Source organism: Prevotella sp. C0026C3, assembly GCF_056590795.1.
Map to the genome: position 1 here is coordinate 145,663 of NZ_JBWPWW010000003.1, position 20,824 is coordinate 166,486.

The window sequence follows — 20,824 nt, forward strand, 5'->3', positions numbered from 1 at the left end:
TTGTATAGGTTCCTATGAAAGTATTGAATGACAACTTGATAGTTAAGAATATGTGTCTAATAACTTTAAAAACGAAACTATAAGCCCTGTATAACTTACGAATTAAATAATAATTCCCAAAATAAGCGTACTATTTATTGGCCGTTACACAAAAACTATTTATCTTTGTATTCAATTTTATATACCTTGTCTTCGATATAGTTGTTGGCAAGGCTTTTTTGAAATATTGGATTTATAGCGAACAAGTATATACAATGAAACATCAGTTGAGAAGTGCTGTTTGTACAGAAGGTAGAAGAATGGCGGGTGCAAGAGCGCTTTGGGTAGCTGCCGGTATGAAACACGAGCAGATAGGAAAGCCCATTATTGCTATCGTAAATAGCTTTACGCAGTTTGTTCCCGGGCATACTCATTTGCATGAGATTGGCCAGATTATCAAGCAAGAGATTGAGGCTATGGGCTGCTATGCTGCCGAATTCAATACTATTGCTATAGATGACGGAATAGCTATGGGGCATGATGGTATGTTGTATTCCTTGCCTTCGCGCGATATTATTGCCGACTCTGTAGAATATATGGTGAACGCTCACAAGGCCGATGCCATGATTTGCATTTCAAACTGTGATAAAGTGACGCCGGGAATGCTGATGGCTTCGATGCGTTTGAACATTCCTACAATTTTCTGTTCGGGCGGACCGATGGAGGCAGGACGATGGAGAGGGGAGAATGCCGACCTCATTACGGCCATGATTAATGGCGGTGATGAGAGTGTAAGCGATGCCGACTTGATGGAAATAGAGAAGTCAGCATGCCCGGGATGTGGCAGTTGTTCGGGCATGTTTACGGCCAATTCTATGAATTCATTGACCGAAGCTATCGGCTTGTCTCTACCCGGTAATGGTTCCATATTGGCTACGCATAAGAATCGTATTCGCTTGTTTAAAGACGCAGCACGTCAGATTGTGAAAAATGCAATGGCTTATTATGAGGATGGTGATGAGAGTGTTTTACCACGTAATATCGCTACTCGCCAAGCTTTCCTCAATGCTATGGCACTCGATATCGCCATGGGTGGAAGTACAAATACTGTACTTCACTTACTGGCTGTGGCTCAAGAAGGTGAAGTAGACTTCACGATGAAGGATATAGATGAGCTGAGTCGTCGTGTGCCTTGTTTGTGTAAATTGTCTCCTAACACCCAGAAATACAGTGTACAGGAGTGCAATCGTGCCGGTGGAATCCTTGGAATCTTGAACGAATTAGAGAAAGCCGGATTGATAGATGGGCAAGTGAAGCGCGTGGATGGTAAGACTTTGGCAGAGCAAATGAAGCGATATGACATTACAGGTGAGTCTGTCGATGAGGAAGCTAATCGTATTTATCGAAGTGCTCCGGGCCATCGGTTCTCTACACAAATGGGTAGTCAAGACACGCAGTGGGAGAGTTTGGATGCCGACCGTGCCAATGGTTGCATCCGCGATATAGCCCATGCTTATACAAAAGATGGTGGTCTGGCTGTCTTGTTTGGAAATATTGCACAAAATGGATGTGTGGTTAAGACTGCCGGAGTGGATGCCAGCTTGTGGCATTTTGAAGGATCGGCCGTGGTATTCGACTCTCAAGACGATGCCTGCGATGGTATCTTGGGCGGTAAGGTGAAGTCGGGAGATTGCGTGGTGATAACACATGAAGGCCCCAAAGGTGGTCCCGGAATGCAAGAGATGCTTTATCCCACCTCTTATATAAAGAGTCGGCATTTGGGCAAAGAGTGTGCGCTGATTACCGATGGACGCTTTTCGGGCGGCACATCCGGACTAAGTATCGGGCACATATCGCCTGAGGCGGCTGCCGGAGGAAACATTGGAAAGATTAAAGATGGCGATATTATTGTAATAGATATACCATCTCGCTCGATCAATGTGAAGCTTTCGGATGCAGAACTTGACGCTCGTGAACAGCAAATACTACGACGTAACCGTGTGGTTAGCAAAGCATTAAAGGCTTATGCGCAAAGTGTTAGTTCGGCAGATAAAGGCGGAGTAAGAATGATAGATTAAGTTTAGGAAATAGATTATGGCGAAAGAAGTAATAACAGGTTCTGAGGCTCTCATGCGAGCTTTGCACAATGAAGGTGTAAAGACCATATTTGGTTATCCCGGTGGAGCCATTATGCCCGTATTTGATGCTTTATATGACTATACACGTGGCGAGAAAAAGATGTTTGATCACATCCTTGTGCGTCACGAACAAGCTGCTGCTCATGCCGCAGAAGGATTTGCTCGTGTAAGCAGTGAAGTGGGTGTTTGCTTGGTAACAAGTGGTCCCGGTGCTACGAATACGCTGACAGGAGTGGCCGATGCCATGATGGATAGTACGCCAATTGTGGTGATTGCCGGACAGGTAGCAGTGGGAGCATTGGGTACAGACGCCTTTCAAGAAGTGGATTTGGTAGGTGTTGCCCAGCCAATAACGAAATGGGCGTATCAGATTCAGCGTCCCGAAGATGTGGCATGGGCTGTTAGTCGTGCCTTCTATATCGCACGTTCAGGTCGTCCCGGCCCTGTTGTTTTGGACTTCCCGAAGAATGCTCAGACCCATAAATGCGAATGGGAAGATGTTCGGGTGAACCATATTCGTTCGTATGTACCTTATCCTCATATTGACGAAGCGGCTGTATCGGCGGCAGCTGAGCTTATCAATGCAAGTAAAAGACCATTTGCGCTTGTCGGACAAGGAGTAGAATTGGGTGGCGCTCAAAGTGAATTGCTTGAGTTTATAGAGAAGGCTGATATCCCAACGGGACGTACCATGATGGGATTGTCGGCATTACCGACTGATCATCCTTTGAATATGGGTATGCTAGGTATGCATGGTAACTATGCTCCGAATATGCAAACGCAACAGTGTGATGTGCTGATTGCTATTGGAATGAGATTTAGTGACCGTGTAACAGGATTGCCATCGACTTATGCCAAGCAAGCAAAGATAATCCATTTGGATATTGATCGCACGGAGATAGACAAGAATATCAAAACAACAGTGGCTGTAGTTGGCGATTGTAAGATGTCGCTTCCCGCTATAACTAGATTGTTGAAAAAGAACTCACATGTCGAATGGAAAGAGTCATTCAAGCAGTTTGATGAAATGGAAATGACCAAAGTCATTGAGCCGGCTATTCATCCTACAGAGGGACCGTTGCTGATGGGCGAGGTTACCAATGTGGTAGCGGAGGAAACTAAAGGTGATGCTGTATTGGTAAATGATGTAGGTCAGAACCAAATGTTCTCTAGTCGATACTTCAAATACAATAAGAAGAGGTCAATAGTAACCAGTGGTGGACTTGGTACAATGGGCTTTGGACTACCCGCAGGTATTGGAGCTACGTTCGGAGCACCGCATCGTACGGTGTGCGTTTTCATGGGTGATGGTGGCTTACAGATGAGTATTCAAGAGTTTGGAACAATTATGGAGCAGGGCTCAGCGGTTAAGATGTTCTTGTTAAACAATAACTATTTGGGGAATGTTCGCCAATGGCAAGATATGTTCTTCAATCACCGTAAGAGCTTTACCAAGATGCTAAATCCACATTATGAAGACATTTGTAAGGCATATAACATCCCGTATGATGTGGTCGTCGATCGCAAAGAACTTCGTGAGAAAGTAGCTAAGGCGTTGGCAACGGACGGCCCTTATCTGCTAGAATGTGCTGTGAGGGAGGAAGATAATGTCATGCCAATGACTCCTCCGGGTAAGAGTGTCGACGAAATGATACTGGGAATAGATGAATAACCGGTTATTGATAGAAGCAAAAAGCAATATGGACAACGAAAAGAAATTATATACTTTACTGGTATATTCAGAAAATATAGCCGGTATACTAAACCAGATTACTGCTGTATTCACTCGTCGTCAGGTGAATATTGAGAGCCTTAACGTGTCGGCTTCGAGCATTAAGGGTATCCATAAATACACGATTACGGTCTGGAGTGATGATGCGCAGATTAAGAAAATTACCAAAGCAATAGAGAATAGGATTGATGTTGTCAAGGCAGACTATTATACCGATGATGATTTGTTCATTCATGAAGTGGCTTTGTTTAAGATTTCGACACCTGTATTGATGGAAAATCCGGAGGTATCTAGAACCATCCGTAAGCACAATGCACGTATGATGGAGGTGAATCCAACGTATAGTACGGTGCTATTAGCAGGTTTGACAGAAGAGATTGCAGATTTGTTTGCGATATTAGATGGCTTCAATTGTTTGCTTCAATATACTCGTTCGGGACGTATTGCAGTGACACGCAGTTTTGAAGAGCCTATTTCTGACTTTTTACAGGAGCAAGATGGACATGCTTAGTAAGGTAGGACGATACGATTTTTTGGCTGAACCCTTTCATTGTGACTTCTCTCATCACCTGTTCATGGGGCATTTGGGCAATCACATGTTGAATGCAGCAGATTTCCATAGCAATGATCGTGGCTATGGAATGACCTATCTTAACCCTATACATAAGACTTGGGTACTGTCTCGTTTAGCCATTGAAATGGAGGAAATGCCACAGGCTTATGATAAGTTTTTTGTGGAAACATGGGTCGAAAGTGCCATGAAGTTTTTTACGAGTAGAAACTTTAAGGTAGTAGGTGCCGATGATAAAGTGTATGGATATGGCCGAAGTATTTGGGCAATGATAGATACTGATACTCGACAACCGACTGATATCTTCTCCGTTCGTGATGGTTTGATAAGCCAATATATAGAATCAGAGAAGTCTTGTCCTATTGATAAGAGCTCACGAGTGAAGATGGGTAGCGACCCGGAACTAATAAGAACCGTCGATACACTGTACAGTGATGTGGACATGAACGGCCACATTAACAGTGTCAAATACATCGAACATATCCTCGATTTATTCCCTCTTGGCTACTATAAGAGTCGGCGTTTGCATCGATTGGATATTGCTTATGTGGCTGAAAGTCATCAAGGAGATCAGTTGGAACTTTATCGTGAGCAAGTGGCAGAGGGCGAGTTTAATATCAGTGTGAACAAATTGACACCGCCAGAGGATGATAGAATCGAAGTTTGTAGGTGTAAGGTTAAATTTGTGAAAGACTGAAATAAAATTTTGTAGTTTTATTATAAAATGTTACCTTTGCGTGCAATAAAGGCTCATAAAGGAACTTATTATATAAAAGATAACCGCGATAGCAGTATCCTATCGCATAAATGACAAAGTTATATGGCAGAAATGAATTTCGGTGGCGTAGTAGAAACTGTTGTCACCAACAAAGAATTCTCTTTAGAAAAAGCACGTGAAGTACTGAAGAATGAAACGATTGCCGTGATAGGTTATGGTATTCAAGGACCCGGTCAAGCTGGTAATCTTCGTGATAATGGATTCAATGTCATCGTCGGACAGCGTCAAGGTAAGACCTATGATAAGGCTGTAGCTGATGGTTGGGTTCCGGGTAAGTCTCTATTCTCTATTGAAGAGGCTGCCCAGAAAGGTACTATTATTTGCATGCTTCTTTCAGATGCCGGTCAGATTGCGATATGGCCAACAATCAAACCTTACCTGACAGCAGGCAAGACTTTGTACTATTCACATGGTTTTGCTATCAATTGGCAGGATCGTACAGGTGTTGTTCCACCTAAAGATGTCGATGTTATCATGGTTGCTCCTAAGGGGTCTGGTACCTCTTTGCGTACAATGTTCCTCGAAGGTCGCGGTTTGAACTGTTCTTATGCGGTATATCAAGATGCTTCAGGCAATGCTGAAGAGAAGACAATTGCTTTTGGTATTGGTATTGGTGCTGGTTATTTGTTCAAGACAACCTTCCAACGTGAGGCTACATCCGACCTTACCGGTGAGCGTGGCTCGCTGATGGGAGCTATTGAAGGCTTGTTGGAAGCACAGTACGAAGTGCTCCGTGAGCATGGGCATTCTCCTTCTGAAGCCTTTAACGAGACTGTAGAGGAATTGACACAGAGTCTGATGCCGCTCTTTGGTGAGAAGGGTATGGACTGGATGTATGCCAACTGTTCGACTACAGCACAGCGTGGTGCGCTCGATTGGGCGCCTCGTTTCCGTGAAGCGATCAAGCCTGTTATGGAATGGTTGTATCTCTCTGTGAAGACCGGTAACGAGGCTCAAATCTCTATCGACAGCAATTCTAAGCCCGATTATCGTGAGAAATTGAACAAGGAATTGGAGGCAATGCGTAATAAGGAGATGTGGCAAGCAGGTATGACAGTACGCAAACTTCGTCCTGAGAACGATTAATGATTACACATATATAATATGTAGAAGGAGTTTACCCACTTAGGTAAACTCCTTTTTATTTTGTATAAATGGTCTATTTTGCTTTGATTAAGAAATTTCCATCCATTCTAATATCTTCTTCGGCCAGCAAATCTTCCAATGCATTGTCCAGTTGTTGCTCTGGGATAATGAGTTTTTTGAGTTCGGTAATATGATGTTTTTCTCCATCACTAAGTAATTCCAATATACCGTTTCGAGCCAGTTGGATACTTTGTTCGGTATTATTTTTGGGGTCGTGAGCCAGACATACGTCACAATGTTCACAGTCTGAAGATCGCTTCTCACCGAAATAAGCCAGCAACTGTCTGCTTCTGCAAACTTCATCGTTCTTTGCATACGCAATGACGGCATCTATCCGTTTACTGAATTGCTCTTTCCTATCCTCGTAAATTTCCTTACTTAGTACAACTCTTTCACCATCTTCCCTGTCTCGTGTGTACACGATGAAAGGAGTCTTGCGCCTAGGGATGAAGTGTAGAATGTGTCGGTGGCTAAGATTTTTGAGTATTAAATATATTTGTTCTTGTGTGAGTCCGGCTTGTTGGGCAAGCAAACCTTCGTCTATATACATATAGTCGGAGAACAAACCACCGTAATTTCTTAGCAGTGCGGTAATGACATTCTCTTCATCCTCTGTCGTTTGTTCCAGTCGATAAAGCGAGTTTCTCTCCAATAAAAACATGACTCTGGCTCTCGCATCAGGTTCCATTTCGTATTCCAAATAGCCTGCTCGTTGTAATATATGCAAGGCGGCGTCTGTCGGAACAGGGAAATGTTTGAACGTACGGCAGAATTTATCTATCTCAAATGTAAAAGTATGGCCGGCTCCACTGCCCACTGCCAGTTGGAAATAGTAGGCAAGATGCTCGTAGACCTTGCGTACATAGTCTTTCTCGGGAAAGTTATCGTTGATGCGTTTGCTCAGTTTTCTCGTGTCACTATCGTTGTAAAGCAATACGGCATAGGCTCTTTGTCCATCTCTACCTGCACGTCCGGCTTCTTGAAAGTAGGCTTCTATTGAGTCCGGACAATCTATATGTATCACCACGCGCACATCGGGTTTGTCTATTCCCATACCGAAAGCGTTGGTCGCCACCATCACTCTGTATTCGTTGTTTTGCCATGCTGTCTGCCGAATGTCTTTGGTATAAGCTTCTAATCCTGCGTGGTAGAATGTGGCACTTAGTCCATTCGCGTCAAGCAATTCGGCAGTTTCTTTGCAGCGTTTGCGGCTTCTTACATACACGATGGCGCTTCCCTGAACCGATTTTAAGATGTGTATGAGTTCCGCATATTTGTCGGATGCTGTTCGAACAACGTAAACCAAGTTCTTCCGTTCAAAGCTCATGCGGAATACATTCGGCCTTTTAAATTCTAATTGTTGTTGAATATCGTCTACCACATTGGGTGTAGCCGTGGCTGTGAGTGCCAAGATGGGGACTTGAGGTTTCAGCTTCCGTATATCCGAAATCCGCAGATATGCCGGTCGGAAGTCGTATCCCCATTGGCTGATACAATGAGCTTCGTCTACAGTAATGAAACTTACGTTGATTCGTTTGAGCTTTGCTTGGAAGAGTTCTGAGCCTATTCGTTCGGGAGAGACGTACAGTATCTTGATTCCCCCGAAGATAGCATTCTCTAAAGTCTTGATAATTTCATGGCGGGTCATTCCCGAATAGATGGCGGCAGCTCGGATATTGCGTTCTAGCAAATGCTCCACTTGATCTTTCATGAGAGCTATAAGGGGAGTGATAACGATGCATACACCCTCCATAGCTATAGCCGGAACTTGGAATGTAAGCGATTTTCCGCCACCAGTAGGCATCAAACCAAGTGTATCCTGTCCTTCACCGATGCTTTCAATGATTTGTCGTTGAATGCCGCGAAAGTCAGGATACCCCCAGTATTGACGTAAAATATCAGTATATTTGTCTGTTGGCAAGTGACGAATATAGTTAGATTGTTTCCTTATAGTCAGGTCTGATGTCTTCTATTTGAAGCTGAACCTGATTGCGTTTAAATACATTATCCTCAATAGTATAGGCTATGTCAAAGCTCCGTTTGCTCTTGATGTAGCGTGAAGATGCACTCTGTCCGAATGCTATACCGTTGACTACGTTGCTGGATTGTGAGTCTACCAATTCCAACTTGATATGTTCCTGTTCGCGACCGACAACTTTACTCGTACCGTAGTCGTACACACCACAGGTACAGAACAATGGTTTCTGATTGCCGGGACCGAACGGAGAGAATTTCTTGAGGTCGGTATGCAGATGACGAGTGATGTCTTTGAAGTCTATTTTGGCATCAATATCGAGTATAGCCTCGGTCTGTTCCGGTTCGATATGTTCTTCTACAAACTCTTGGAAACGGCGACGGAATTCTGGAATATCATCCCATCTCATGGTCAATCCAGCCGCATATGTATGTCCTCCGAAGTTGGTCAAGAGATCTCGGCAATGCTTGATAGCTGCATAGACATCAAATCCCGCAACGCTTCGTGCCGACCCTGTGGCTAAGTCACCATCGCGTGTGAGCACCACCGTAGGGCGATAATAGATTTCTGTTAGTCGGGATGCAACGATGCCGATGACGCCTTTTTTCCAATTTTCATCATAGAGAACGATGGATGAATGATGCTTCTGACTTTCCAACTTTGACACGATTTGGTTGGCTTCTTCGGTCATTTGCTTGTCAATATCCTTGCGTTGCTCGTTGTATTCGTCTATATGTTTCGACTTTTCCAAGGCTACGCTGTAGTTCTTCTCAACCAATAAATCTACACTCTCTTTACCACTTTCCATACGCCCAGAGGCATTGATACGTGGGCCGATTTTGAAAATGATGTCGCTCATGGAGATATCTCGACCGCTCAGTCCGCATATATCTATAATGGCTTTTAACCCGATACTTGGATTTTGGTTGAGTTGTTTGAGTCCATGATAAGCCAGAATACGGTTTTCTTCGACTACGGGAACGATGTCGGCAGCTATCGAAACAGCACAGAAATCGAGTAGGGGAATGAGCATGGAGAATGGCAGGCCATTGTTTTTTGCCCATCCCTGCATAAACTTGAAGCCTACACAGCATCCGCAAAGTTCTTTAAAGGGATAGCTATCGTCTGGTCTTTTCGGATTGAGAATGGCCACTGCGTCGGGCATAGTTTCATCCGGGACGTGGTGGTCGCAAATAATGAAGTCGATACCTAGGCTTTTGGCATAGGCAATCTCCTCAATTGCCTTGATACCACAATCAAGTATGATAATAAGTTTTACACCTGTTTCCTTGGCATAGTCTATTCCCTTTTTACTCAATCCATACCCTTCGTCATAGCGATCGGGAATGTAATAGTCGATGTTAGAATAGAATTGCTGTAGAAACTTGTACACCAATGCTACGGCTGTACAGCCGTCAACGTCGTAATCACCGTATACCAAGATACGCTCTTTATGCCCCATCGCATCATTAAGACGGTCGACGGCCACGTCCATATCTTTCATGATGAAGGGATTGATTAAGTCGGCTAGTTGCGGACGGAAGAACCTTTTTGCAGCAGATTCCGTCGTTATGCCACGCTTAATCAGCAGTTGAGCTAGGATAGGGCTCATATTGAGCTTTCCCCCTAAGTCTTTAGCTGCTTGTATTTCGTCTGGTGTAGGTGATTCGTAATTCCATTTGAAATGCATTTATATCGTTTTTATTTTCTTCGTTTAAGGTGCCGTGAGAATCACGGAAGAACGGTTTTATTTTCACAAAAGGGAAAACCGTGTTCAAAGATACTAAATAATTACGAAATACATACAAAAGAATGCGAGATTATGAATGGCTTTTTGAAACTCTATAACTCATTACTTTTCATTTTTTATAGCTAACTCTTCAATTCCTGCAAGGGCTTTGCAGCATTTTTGAAGAGGCCGAACAGCGATGTTGAAGAGCCTAGGCAGTAGTTTTGCCGAGGTTGTGCAGAAAGTTGGGATTTTATGTTTTTGAGTTTGTTAGTTTATGAGTTGATGTATAAACTTGTGATATTTGGAGTTTATGAATTATTGAGTCATGGTATTATCATGCCTCATATTTACAGATAAAAGTATTATGTAGACTCATATAGAAGTAAAGTGTATGTCTGAAAAGAATGCTTATTGATATTTGGGAAAAGTTTTTTATATAGTTAATATAAATATTTTCCATAGGAAATTTGTTTTGTTGGATAATATAATTTATCTTTGCAAAAATTTCCAAAGGAAAATAATTAATAAGCAAAAGAATAAGATATGAAACATTTAATCATTGGTGGTGTTGCTGGAGGAGCGACTGCTGCAGCGCGTATCAGGCGAGCAGACGAGCTTGCAGAGATCGTTTTGATAGAAAAAGGCCCGCATATTTCGTACGCAAATTGTGGATTACCATATTATATAGGTGGTACGATAGCCGAGCGTGAGAAGTTGTTTGTACAAACGCCTGAGTCTTTTGGGCGTCGTTTTGCCATTGATGTTCGTGTGGAAAATGAAGCTGTTGGTATTGATACAGAGGGTAAGACGGTGACTATACGCCGTAAAGATGGAAGCGAATATACAGAGTCGTACGATAAGTTATTGCTTTCTCCGGGTTCTTCACCTGTGCGCCCACCATTGCAAGGTATTAATTTAGATGGTATTTTTACTTTGCGTAATGTGGAGGATACCGACCGTATTAAGCAATATATCGACTCACATTGTGTTAAACAAGTAGTGGTTGTAGGTGGCGGATTTATTGGTTTGGAGATGGCAGAAAACTTGCATCATGTCGGTGCTGAGGTCTCTATCGTAGAGATGGGGAATCAGGTAATGGCTCCTGTTGACTTCTCTATAGCTTCGCATGTGCATCGTGAATTGATGAACAAGGGTGTGAATCTCTATTTGAACAAAGGTGTGGAGCACTTTGAGAAGGAAGGTGACGGCCTGAAAGTGTTCTTTAATACCGGTGAGAGTATCTATGCCGACATCGTTTTACTGTCTATTGGGGTGCGTGCTAATACACAATTGGCTCAGCAAGCAGGTATTGAATTGGGTGAACGTGGTATTAAAGTGGACGAATATCTAGAGACTTCGGCTAAGGATGTGTATGCTGTGGGTGATGCGATTGAGTTTGTTCATCCGTTGACCGGGCAACCTTGGCTTAACTTTTTGGCTAATCCGGCCAATCGACAAGGCAGGATAGTGGCTGATAACATGGTCATGGGTAATGTGCAATCGTACGAGGGAGCCATAGGAACATCCATTGCTAAGGTATTTGATTTGGCAGTTGGTTCTACGGGATTGGCTGCCAAAAGACTGAAACAGTTGGGTATACCGTATCAGAGTAGTACAACTATTTCTGCAGCTCATGCGGGTTATTATCCTAATTCGTTCCAGTTGACTACCAAATTAACTTTTGACCCTGAGACTGGGAAGCTCTATGGGGCACAGTGTGTAGGCAGTGAGGGAGTGGATAAACGTATCGATCAGTTGTCGATTATCATTAAGAATGGGGGCACGGTGGCCGATCTTACCCGTTTGGAACATGCATATGCTCCTCCATTCTCATCGGCTAAAGACCCTATTGCCATTGCTGGTTATGCAGCAAATAATATTGTGAGTGGGGCGATGAAGGTGCTGACATGGCGTGAACTGAATGCGCTAGACCGTGATTATATAACCCTTGTTGATGTACGAACAGCTGTCGAGCACGAAATAGGAAGTATAGAAAGAGCTATCAACATCCCTGTAGACGACCTTCGTGAACGTATTAGCGAGATACCCACCAATAAACCGGTTGTTGTTTTCTGTGCTGTAGGCTTGCGTGGTTACCTAGCTCAGCGCATATTATTGGGTCGTGGATTCACGGATGTACGAAATCTGTCGGGTGGATATAAGACTTATAGTTTGGCAACACAAGAAATCAAAAATAAAAAGAAGATGGTTACTACTTCAAAAGAGACTGTGGATACAGTCGCAGATATATTACGTGTGGACGCATGTGGATTGCAATGTCCCGGTCCGATACTCAAATTAAAGAAGGCAATGGATAATTTGGAAGAAGGACAGAGCCTACAGGTGAAAGCCACCGATGCCGGTTTCCCGGCTGATGCTGAAGCTTGGTGTGCCACAACAGGCAATTCATTGGAACAAAGTGATAGCAAAGATGGCTTCCATACCATTACAATTCGTAAGGGAAGAGTATCGGCTCCTACAGCAGGTGCGCCTGTTATAGAGAAGAATAAGACGCTTATTATGTTTAGCGACGATCTAGATAAGGCTTTGGCTACATTTGTTTTGGCTAACGGTGCTGCTGCCACTGGGCATCAAGTAAGTATCTTCTTCACATTCTGGGGGCTGAATCTGCTCAAGAAAGAGCATAAACCTGCTGTCAAAAAAGATATTTTTGGTCGTATGTTCTCATGGATGTTGCCATCTAGTTCTCGCAGTTTGAGTCTGTCTAAAATGAGTCTGTTGGGTATCGGTGACCGCATGATGAGACACATCATGAAGCAGAAGAACATCTATTCTCTCGAAGAAATGAGACAGCAAGCGTTGGATAATGGAGTGGAGTTTATTGCTTGTCAGATGTCTATGGATATGATGGGCATTAAGAAAGAAGAACTCCTTGATGAAGTAAACATAGGTGGTGTGGCTACTTATATGGAGCGTGCCGAACATGCAAATGTGAACTTGTTTATCTAAAAAAACTTATGGACAAACAGAAAATTTGCCGTATTCGCAATGTTTATCGTGCAATTATGGCACTGGAAAACGAGTTTCAGGAGGCTTACAATGTAAATATCAATGAAGCGATGTTGCTTTGTACATTGCGGGATTGTAGTGGTATGACGTCGGGAGAGATTGCCGAACAGCTTGGTTTGACTCCTTCCAATACCTCAAAAGTGATAACATCGGTTGAGAAGAAAGCATTAATCAAGCGGAAACTAGACAAAGCGGATAAGCGACAAATGCACTTTGCCCTTACTTCAAAGGGTGAGACACTCATTGAATCAATGCATTGTAGCGAGATAAAGTTACCAAACGTTTTAAGCAATATCGTTAGTTAAGTTGTTGCTTTTGCTTATATAGCAAGGTGTGGGAAATAAAAAAGGAAGACCAAATGGTCTTCCTTTTTATGTTTTATAGTCTAAAATATTTTTTTAGAGTTTCAGTTTCTTACGAATATCTTGGGGTACTGCATTCTTATTTACCATGAAATCCATTGTCTTATAAGCTACGAATGCCTTAGACATATACCAGATTCCCTTGTAATCTCCAGTCTCTCCCCAAGAGTTTTTAACCATGTAATACTCCTTACCGTTTTGGTCTTTGGCGATACCGAAGATGTGCATGCCGTGGTCATCGGTCGTTTCCCAATTGTCAAATGCCTCTTGACGCATCTTTTGAGTGGGTACTACTTCGGGTGCTGAGATACCTAATGAGTCTACAACATCACGCTTCTTTGACTTAGTAAACTTCAACCAGCGGTCTGCATCGGTGCCACTCATGTCGCGAACACGCTCCATATTGTAAGCCAAACCAAGTCCGCTGCGTGTGAAACCATCCTCTGATACATCGCCACCCCAAGCTACTGTGTAGCCATTGTTGATGGCATTGTCGATGATTCTACAAAGATCATCAATAGGAACGTTCCAACTTAATGGCCAGCGCCAGTTGTCTTGAACCTCTACTGCGAACTGTGTCCACATGGGATGATGGGTATAACTGGTGAAAGTTACGTAGTCGTCCCAGTTCAATCCGAGGCTTGCTGCGAAAGATTGGGGAGTATAACTCTTGCCTTCATACATGAATTTTTCGGGGCATTTGCCTAGATATGCGTCCAAAATACCTTGCAATCCACTCTTCCAAGCAGTCGATAATTTATTGTTCTTATTCTTTGCTACACTCTCAACATAGGGAGTCATCACCGAGAAAAGCTCAGAGAAATTAGCTAAAGAGTCACCATATAGAGTGCCGGGGAGAGGCATTGCATTCTCAGGAACGATGCCGTAGTGCTGTATACAGTACAAAGGATCGAATGCACTACCACCTTGTGAGAACGATACATCGCCGTGCATTCTCACAGCCATAGTCGCTCTATCCATGTAAGTCTTATTAGCTACGAACATTTCACAGAGGTCGTAGGTCTTTCCACTCTTCTTTAATATCTCGCTTTCAAAGAAGCTTAAGGTTGAATAATCCCAACATGTGCCGCTTCGGCTTTGGTTCTTAATGCTGGTAATCTTATTTTCTTTAACTACAGTGAAGACTGGTTTGTTCTTGTTCTCTTTGCTTGTTTTGCTGTCTTCGGCATTTGCTGTTGTGCCTACCAAGGCTAACAGTGCCATTATTAATACTTTTTTCATCGAAATTAAAGTGTCTTTATTGTTGATAAAATCAATCTTATAAATTGTACTCTATATTGTTTTTATGTTTAATTCTCTGCCATAAAAGCCTCTATATCCTTTGGGTGATAGGGGATACGATCTTTTCCTAAGAAGCGACAACCGTCTTTCGTGATGAGTACATCGTCCTCAATACGGATACCACCGAAATCTTTATAGCTTTCCAACTTGTCGAAGTTGAGGAATTCTTTGCAATGTCCACTGGCCTTCCAACTATCAATAAGTGCAGGAATAAAGTAGATTCCCGGCTCATCGGTCACCACAAATCCTTCTTGTAGACGGCGTCCCATGCGTAGACAATTGGTTCCGAATTGCTCTAAATTAGGGCGTGCCTCTTCGTCAAAACCTACGTTTATTTGGTCAAGAGCTTCCATATCATGAACGTCCATGCCCATCATGTGACCTAAACCGTGGGGTAAGAACATGGCATGTGCACCTGCTGCCACCGCTTCATCAACGTCTCCTTTCATCAAACCAAGCTCTTTGAGGCGCTCGGTCATGAGTCTACATACTGCAAAATGAACATCTGCATACTTCACACCGGGCTTAGCTACTTCTAAAGTGTAGTCATGACAAGCCTCCACAATAGAATAAATCTCTAATTGTTTCTGCGTAAACTTGCCGTTAACCGGCATTGTTCGGGTGTTATCGGAGCAATAGTTGTTGATAGTTTCGGCTCCGGCGTCGCATAATGCAAGTCGTCCTGACTCCAAAATAGCCATAGATGGGCTGCCATGCATGATTTCTCCGTGCTGCGTAAATATCGTGGGAAAGCTCACCATGGCACCATGCGAGTTGGCAATACCGTCTACTTGACCGCCTACAAACTTCTCTGTGACACCCGGTTTTGTGAGTCTCATAGCCGTGGTGTGCATCTTATACCCGATGACAGCGGCACGTTCCAGTTCTTCTATCTCCTGTTCTTCCTTGGTAGAACGCATCTTTACGACTGCTTGAATCAAAGTCATGGATGCCGATTCTTTCTGTTGTACAGGATGAATACCTAACAAATCAAATATCTGAAGTTTGATGTCGTAGCGATAGGGAGGCAAGAAATGGATGGTACGATGCTGACGCATGGCCTCATTACAGATAGTCTTGAGACTTTTCATAGGTGCAGTCTGGCTGATACCTACTTGTGCTGCCATATCTGAAACACTGTCTACGCTTCCAAACCATACAATATCTTCGATGTCAATATCATTACCTACCAAGGTTTCAGTATCGTTGTCAACATCAATAACACCCACTAAACCGTCTCTATTCTGTCCGAAATAATACAGGAAAGAAGAGTCTTGGCGGAATGGATGATACCCATTGTTAGGGAAATTGCAAGGAGATTCGTTATTGCCAAATAGAATAATAATGCCCGACTTCACCAGTTTCTTAAGCTCATCACGGCGTCGTATATATGTATCTTTATTGAACATGTATCTCGAATTTTGTAGATTTGCTTGCAAAGTTACGCATTTTTTACTACAATAACGTTATCTTTGCAATGAAAATAAAGGAATAAGTAAGAAATTGAAACAGCTAGTATGTTAATTAATCGAAATACAGGACTGGTACTGGAAGGTGGTGGTATGCGTGGCGTATTTACGAGCGGAGTGCTCGATGCGTTCATGAAACACGGCTTATATTTTCATTATGTGGTGGCAGTATCGGCCGGTGCGTGCAATGGAATGTCGTATATGAGTCGTCAACCGCGTCGTGCCAGAATCTCGAATATCGATTATTTGGCTCGTTATGATTACATTGGTATTCGACATTTAGTAACACAAGGCTGCATCTTTGATAGGGATCTGCTCTATGATAGATTTCCTAAGCAACTGCTACCTTTTGATTTCGACACTTTCTTTCACTCCTCCAATATATTCGAAATGGTCACGACCAACTGTCATACTGGATTTCCCATGTATTTGAGTGAAACGCATGACCGACAAAGATTACTTGATATAGTGCGTGCTTCAAGCAGTTTGCCTTATGTGAGTAGGATAGTTTCGGTTGACGGAATCCCTATGCTTGATGGTGGAATTGTCGATTCTATCCCCGTGATGCGTGCTATGGAAACCGGACATCATACCAATGTAGCCATCCTTACGCGTAATAAAGGATGGCGAGATGATGGAAAAGACCGCAAAGTACCGAAGTTTATATACAAGAACTATCCACGTTTACGCGTGGTATTGAGCCGTAGGCATATCCTATATAATCAACAATTGGATATGGTGGATGCCTTGGAAGCATCCGGACAATTGCTTTGTATCCGTCCCGAACGGCCTTTGGAAGTGGGGCGAATTGAAAAAGATATCAATAAACTGGAGCGACTTTACGAGGAAGGATTTACGCTTGGGGAGCAGTTTTGTCAAACTTATGCTTGACAAAACTATTTCTTTTTCAGTAAATCAGGGCGTAGCTGTTTGGTTCGTTCCAGCGACATATCTAGTTCCCATTGCTTAGTTTTAGCTTCATTTCCACTGAGTAGAATCTCCGGAACCTTCCATCCTTTGTAGTTGGCAGGCCTTGTATAGATGGGCGCAGCAAGCAAATCGTCTTGGAAACAATCGTTCAATGCACTTTGGTCGTCGCTGATTGCGCCCGGCAGAAGGCGTACAATAGCATCCGTTATCACCGCAGCTGCTAGCTCACCACCCGTCAATACATAGTCTCCAATACTGATTTCGCGCGTAATCAAATGGTCACGGACACGTTGGTCAATACCTTTGTAATGACCACAGAGGATAATCAGGTTGCCTTTCATACTGAGGTCGTTAGCCACATGTTGGTTGAATTGCTCACCATCGGGGCTGGTGAAGATTACTTCATCGTAATCTCGCTCGGCTTTTAGCGCTGAGATGCAACGGTCTATGGGTTCACATTGCATTACCATACCGGCAAAACCACCGTATGGATAATCGTCTACACGCCTCCATTTATCAAGCGTATAGTCGCGCAGATTGTGCAAATGAATCTCTACGAGGTTATTCTTTTGTGCTCTGGCAAGAATAGATTCATTGACGAATCCTTCTAGCATTTCGGGTAATACGGTGATAATGTCTATTCTCATGGCTGCAAAGTTAGTGATTTTTCTTTGTTTTTTCTTTGCTATGCTCGTCGAAGTGATAGATTCATAAGGTTTTCTTATCTTTTTGATACTTTTATATCAGAAGAGTGAAATGTTTTATATAATTTTGCAAAAAATAGTAATCAAACGTATAAAACAACTTATGAAAAAGCATCTTCTTGTGGCCATTTTTTCAATGGCCGGTGTTCTTGGTGGATTTGCACAGAACGTTCAGCTCCATTATGATTTAGGTCATTCACTCTACAAGGAACTTTCTAATCGTCCAAGTGTGACTACAACGGTTGAAATGTTTAAGCCCGATAGATGGGGTAGTACCTTCTTATTCACCGATATAGACTATCAGCGAGACGGTGTTGCAGGTGCATATTGGGAGATTGCACGCGAGTTTAATGTGTCGAAAAATAAGCAGTGGGCTGCACATATAGAATATAATGGTGGCTTGTCTAGCAACGAAGACACTTGGAATGCAGTTCGTTTCCAGCATGCAGTGTTGTTTGGTGGAGCTTGGAATTGGCATAGTGCCGATTTCTCTAAGACGTTCTCTATCCAAGCCATGTACAAATATTATTTCAAGAATCGTCATTTTAATGCACGTCCGTTCAGTGGTTTTCAGTTAACAGAGGTTTGGGGACTCACCTTTGCACAAGGTCTTTGCACTTTCAGTGGCTTCTGTGATGTTTGGTACGACCCCAATGTGAAGGGTAAATTGATTTTCTTGACAGAACCACAATTCTGGTTCAATCTCAATACATTGAAAGGAATGAAAGATGTTAACTTGAGTTTGGGTTCAGAGGTAGAGGTTTCTAACAACTTTGTTTGGAACACGAAAGGGCAAAACAATAAGTTCTATGCCATCCCTACCATCGCTGCTAAGTGGACATTCTAATTAGAAAAAGATAGCAATATCCATGCCCTCCCCAATCTGGGAGGGCATTTTTATTATCCAAACTTTTCCAAAAAATCGTCCTCCGATAGGATAGGAATACCTAGTTGTTGGGCCTTTTGGTTCTTGCCCGATGTAGAATTAACGTCGTTGTTAATCAAGTAGTTGGTCGATTTGCTAATGCTTCCCGTCATCTTTCCGCCTTGACTTTCGATGTAAGCCTTCAGTTCGTTGCGAATTTTATAATGGTGTAAGTCCCCCGTAACGACGAAAGTCAAGTCCTTACATTTTTCTCCAGTGGTCTCTTGTCGTTCTTGTGTGATGGTGAGCTCGGCTATTAGATGCCTCACAATTGTCTGATTCTCTTCTTCCTTCATCCAATTTACGAACGAAGCCGACTTTTCCGGACCTATTCCATCAATACTCGCGAAGTGGTCGGTAGCCTCCGTTTCTATGGCTGTGGAGATAAGGTCGTCCAACTCGTATGCGTTGAGTAGGCGTTTACATACATCTTGTCCCACCATCGGAATGGTTAGTGCGTAGAGCAAACGACGTGCTTCTACGGTGCGAGTTCGCTCTATCGATTTCAGAATATTGTCTACCGATTTGACGCCAAATCCTTCCAATACCGACATTTCCCGCCTATGTTCAGCTAAATGATAGAGGTCGGCATACTCTTTAACCCATCCTAGATTGATGAATTTTGCCACAGTTTGTTCCGAGATACCATCAATATTCAGCCCTTCTTTTGATACTAAACGAGCAAATTTTTTGAGTTGTTTCGCCGGACATTGGGCATTGGTGCAGTGTAAAGTCTTTGTCCCGCTGCTCTCACTAGTTACCACTTCAGTGGCGTAATGGCATACCGGACAGTCGCACGGAATCTCAAATGCTCCCACAGCTTGTGACACTTGAATGACTTTCGGAATAATTTTATTGGCTTTGATGACCGAAAGTACACTCCCCGGACCGCCGATTCCCAATCTCTCGCACTCGCTGATATTGCATAGCGATGCTCTTTTCACGGTGGTACCCTCTAGCTCTACTGGTTTAAACACGGCTACCGGTGAGATTGTACTGGCCGCACACGACCATTCGATGTGGTCTAATTCTGTTGTAGCAGCTTCGTCCTGCCATTTGAAAGCATATCCGGCGCGTGTGGCATGATGGCCGGTTACCGAACCGGTTGAGGCATATTCTGTATCATCGAAAGTAATAACGAGGCCATCAACTGGATATGGGCACTGTTTGCTAGTCACCTTTTCCGTCCATTGTTCGATAACGTTCTCTACGTTTTCCAGTGTCGGTGTGTTGATGACTTCGCGCTCTACAGAGCTGAATCCCAACCGGTCGAGCATTGCCATACGTTCTCCCCACGATGTGACGTCTTTATCACAATATACTAGCGTGAACGGTTTCCACTGTATATGGCGTAGTTTTACCTCCTCCGGGTCTTTAAGTGTGAGCGAGCCGGAAGCCAGATTGCGCGGGTTGGCGTATTCCTCTTCTGCCTCCATATTGAATTGTTCGAAGTCTTCATACGAGATAACAGCTTCTCCACGAATTACGATATGTCCCCCTGCTTGAATCTTTGATGGTATCCCATTGATGGCATTGGCCAAATGAGTGATGTTGGTACCGATGTGACCATTGCCACGTGTCACCACCTTTGTGAGTTTTCCGTCATCGTATGTCACCACAAGTGTCAGGCCGTCGAGCTTCCATGAAATCCAGATAGGGCGCATCTCTGCCCATTTTACCAAGTCTTGAGGCTGTTTGGTCTTTGCCAATGACAGCGCAGAGAACTCGTGTTCTTCTTTCTGTCCGGTGATATTGTCTTCCGAAACTTTATTTGTCGGGCTGCCGGGAAGTATTTCTCCCGTCTCTTCCTCCATCTTTTTCAGTTGGTCGAACATGGCGTCCCACTCGTAATCGGTCATGAGTTCACCTTGTCCGTTGTAATATGCTTCCGATGCTTGGTTGAGTTTATCTATCAACTCCTGCATTTGTATGGTCTTGTCGTTGCTCATCTTATTGATATATGGTGGCTCAAAGATAATTGAAAACAATTAAATAAGCAAATAACCTCATTACTAATTACCATCTTCTTTGCTTTTTAACCTTAATTCCGC

At 43.3% G+C, this 20,824-nt stretch carries 15 protein-coding genes; 9 read left to right on the plus strand and 6 right to left on the minus strand.

What is annotated here, in order from left to right; all coding sequences use genetic code 11:
- Positions 1-254: 254 nt before the first annotated feature.
- From ilvD to ilvC, 5 genes are all read left to right on the plus strand, one after another.
- Entirely contained in the window at positions 255-2,057 is a 1,803-nt protein-coding gene (gene ilvD, locus AC1EK4_RS02945) for a dihydroxy-acid dehydratase (RefSeq protein WP_036895972.1), read from the plus strand.
- 16 nt (positions 2,058-2,073) lie between these two features.
- Complete coding sequence (gene ilvB / locus AC1EK4_RS02950; protein ID WP_036895767.1) at positions 2,074-3,789, plus strand: biosynthetic-type acetolactate synthase large subunit; 1,716 nt, start codon at positions 2,074-2,076, stop codon at positions 3,787-3,789.
- Positions 3,790-3,817: 28 nt separating this feature from the next.
- Positions 3,818-4,360: an acetolactate synthase small subunit gene (gene ilvN, locus AC1EK4_RS02955; RefSeq protein WP_036895970.1), complete on the plus strand. Its 543-nt coding sequence runs from the start codon at positions 3,818-3,820 to the stop codon at positions 4,358-4,360.
- On the plus strand, positions 4,347-5,117 hold the full coding sequence (locus AC1EK4_RS02960) for an acyl-[acyl-carrier-protein] thioesterase (RefSeq protein ID WP_036895764.1): 771 nt from the start codon (positions 4,347-4,349) through the stop codon (positions 5,115-5,117). The genes ilvN and AC1EK4_RS02960 overlap by 14 nt, the downstream gene beginning before the upstream one ends.
- A 123-nt stretch (positions 5,118-5,240) precedes the next feature.
- Positions 5,241-6,284 (plus strand): ketol-acid reductoisomerase, encoded by a 1,044-nt coding sequence (gene ilvC / locus AC1EK4_RS02965; protein ID WP_036895761.1) that lies wholly within the window; start codon positions 5,241-5,243, stop codon positions 6,282-6,284.
- A gap of 73 nt (positions 6,285-6,357) precedes the next feature.
- Here ilvC and AC1EK4_RS02970 read toward each other — a convergent pair whose 3' ends face one another.
- A complete protein-coding gene (locus AC1EK4_RS02970) occupies positions 6,358-8,265 on the minus strand; it encodes a RecQ family ATP-dependent DNA helicase (RefSeq protein WP_480356948.1) in 1,908 nt (635 codons plus the stop codon).
- Positions 8,266-8,278: 13 nt separating this feature from the next.
- Positions 8,279-10,009 carry a single-stranded-DNA-specific exonuclease RecJ gene (gene recJ, locus AC1EK4_RS02975; protein WP_036899980.1) on the minus strand — a complete coding sequence of 577 codons (1,731 nt, stop codon included), beginning with the start codon at positions 10,007-10,009 and terminating at the stop codon, positions 8,279-8,281.
- Positions 10,010-10,594: 585 nt separating this feature from the next.
- On the opposite strand from recJ, the gene AC1EK4_RS02980 reads away from it, so the two are divergent.
- Both AC1EK4_RS02980 and AC1EK4_RS02985 read left to right on the plus strand, forming a co-directional pair.
- Positions 10,595-13,021 (plus strand): FAD-dependent oxidoreductase, encoded by a 2,427-nt coding sequence (locus tag AC1EK4_RS02980; RefSeq protein WP_480356949.1) that lies wholly within the window; start codon positions 10,595-10,597, stop codon positions 13,019-13,021.
- An 8-nt stretch (positions 13,022-13,029) separates the two neighbouring features.
- Positions 13,030-13,386, plus strand: a complete 357-nt coding sequence (locus AC1EK4_RS02985) for a MarR family winged helix-turn-helix transcriptional regulator (protein ID WP_036899982.1) — start codon at positions 13,030-13,032, stop codon at positions 13,384-13,386.
- A gap of 93 nt (positions 13,387-13,479) precedes the next feature.
- Here AC1EK4_RS02985 and AC1EK4_RS02990 read toward each other — a convergent pair whose 3' ends face one another.
- Both AC1EK4_RS02990 and AC1EK4_RS02995 read right to left on the minus strand, forming a co-directional pair.
- Positions 13,480-14,685 (minus strand): C1 family peptidase, encoded by a 1,206-nt coding sequence (locus AC1EK4_RS02990; protein WP_036899983.1) that lies wholly within the window; start codon positions 14,683-14,685, stop codon positions 13,480-13,482.
- 68 nt (positions 14,686-14,753) lie between these two features.
- Complete coding sequence (locus AC1EK4_RS02995) at positions 14,754-16,154, minus strand: aminopeptidase P family protein (protein WP_480356950.1); 1,401 nt, start codon at positions 16,152-16,154, stop codon at positions 14,754-14,756.
- Between the two features lie 108 nt (positions 16,155-16,262).
- Here AC1EK4_RS02995 and AC1EK4_RS03000 point away from each other — a divergent pair, with 108 nt between their 5' ends.
- On the plus strand, positions 16,263-17,105 hold the full coding sequence (locus AC1EK4_RS03000) for a patatin-like phospholipase family protein (protein ID WP_480356951.1): 843 nt from the start codon (positions 16,263-16,265) through the stop codon (positions 17,103-17,105).
- Between the two features lie 5 nt (positions 17,106-17,110).
- Here the strand turns inward: AC1EK4_RS03000 and trmD are convergent, their stop codons facing one another.
- Complete coding sequence (gene trmD / locus AC1EK4_RS03005; protein ID WP_480356953.1) at positions 17,111-17,791, minus strand: tRNA (guanosine(37)-N1)-methyltransferase TrmD; 681 nt, start codon at positions 17,789-17,791, stop codon at positions 17,111-17,113.
- 160 nt (positions 17,792-17,951) lie between these two features.
- Between trmD and AC1EK4_RS03010 the strand changes: the two genes are divergently transcribed.
- The gene (locus AC1EK4_RS03010) at positions 17,952-18,695 is read left to right on the plus strand and encodes a nucleoside-specific channel-forming Tsx family protein (protein ID WP_036899990.1); all 744 of its coding nucleotides are present in this window, start codon (positions 17,952-17,954) and stop codon (positions 18,693-18,695) included.
- A 53-nt stretch (positions 18,696-18,748) separates the two neighbouring features.
- Here the strand turns inward: AC1EK4_RS03010 and ligA are convergent, their stop codons facing one another.
- Positions 18,749-20,722 (minus strand): NAD-dependent DNA ligase LigA, encoded by a 1,974-nt coding sequence (gene ligA / locus AC1EK4_RS03015; RefSeq protein ID WP_480356954.1) that lies wholly within the window; start codon positions 20,720-20,722, stop codon positions 18,749-18,751.
- Positions 20,723-20,824 lie beyond the last annotated feature (102 nt).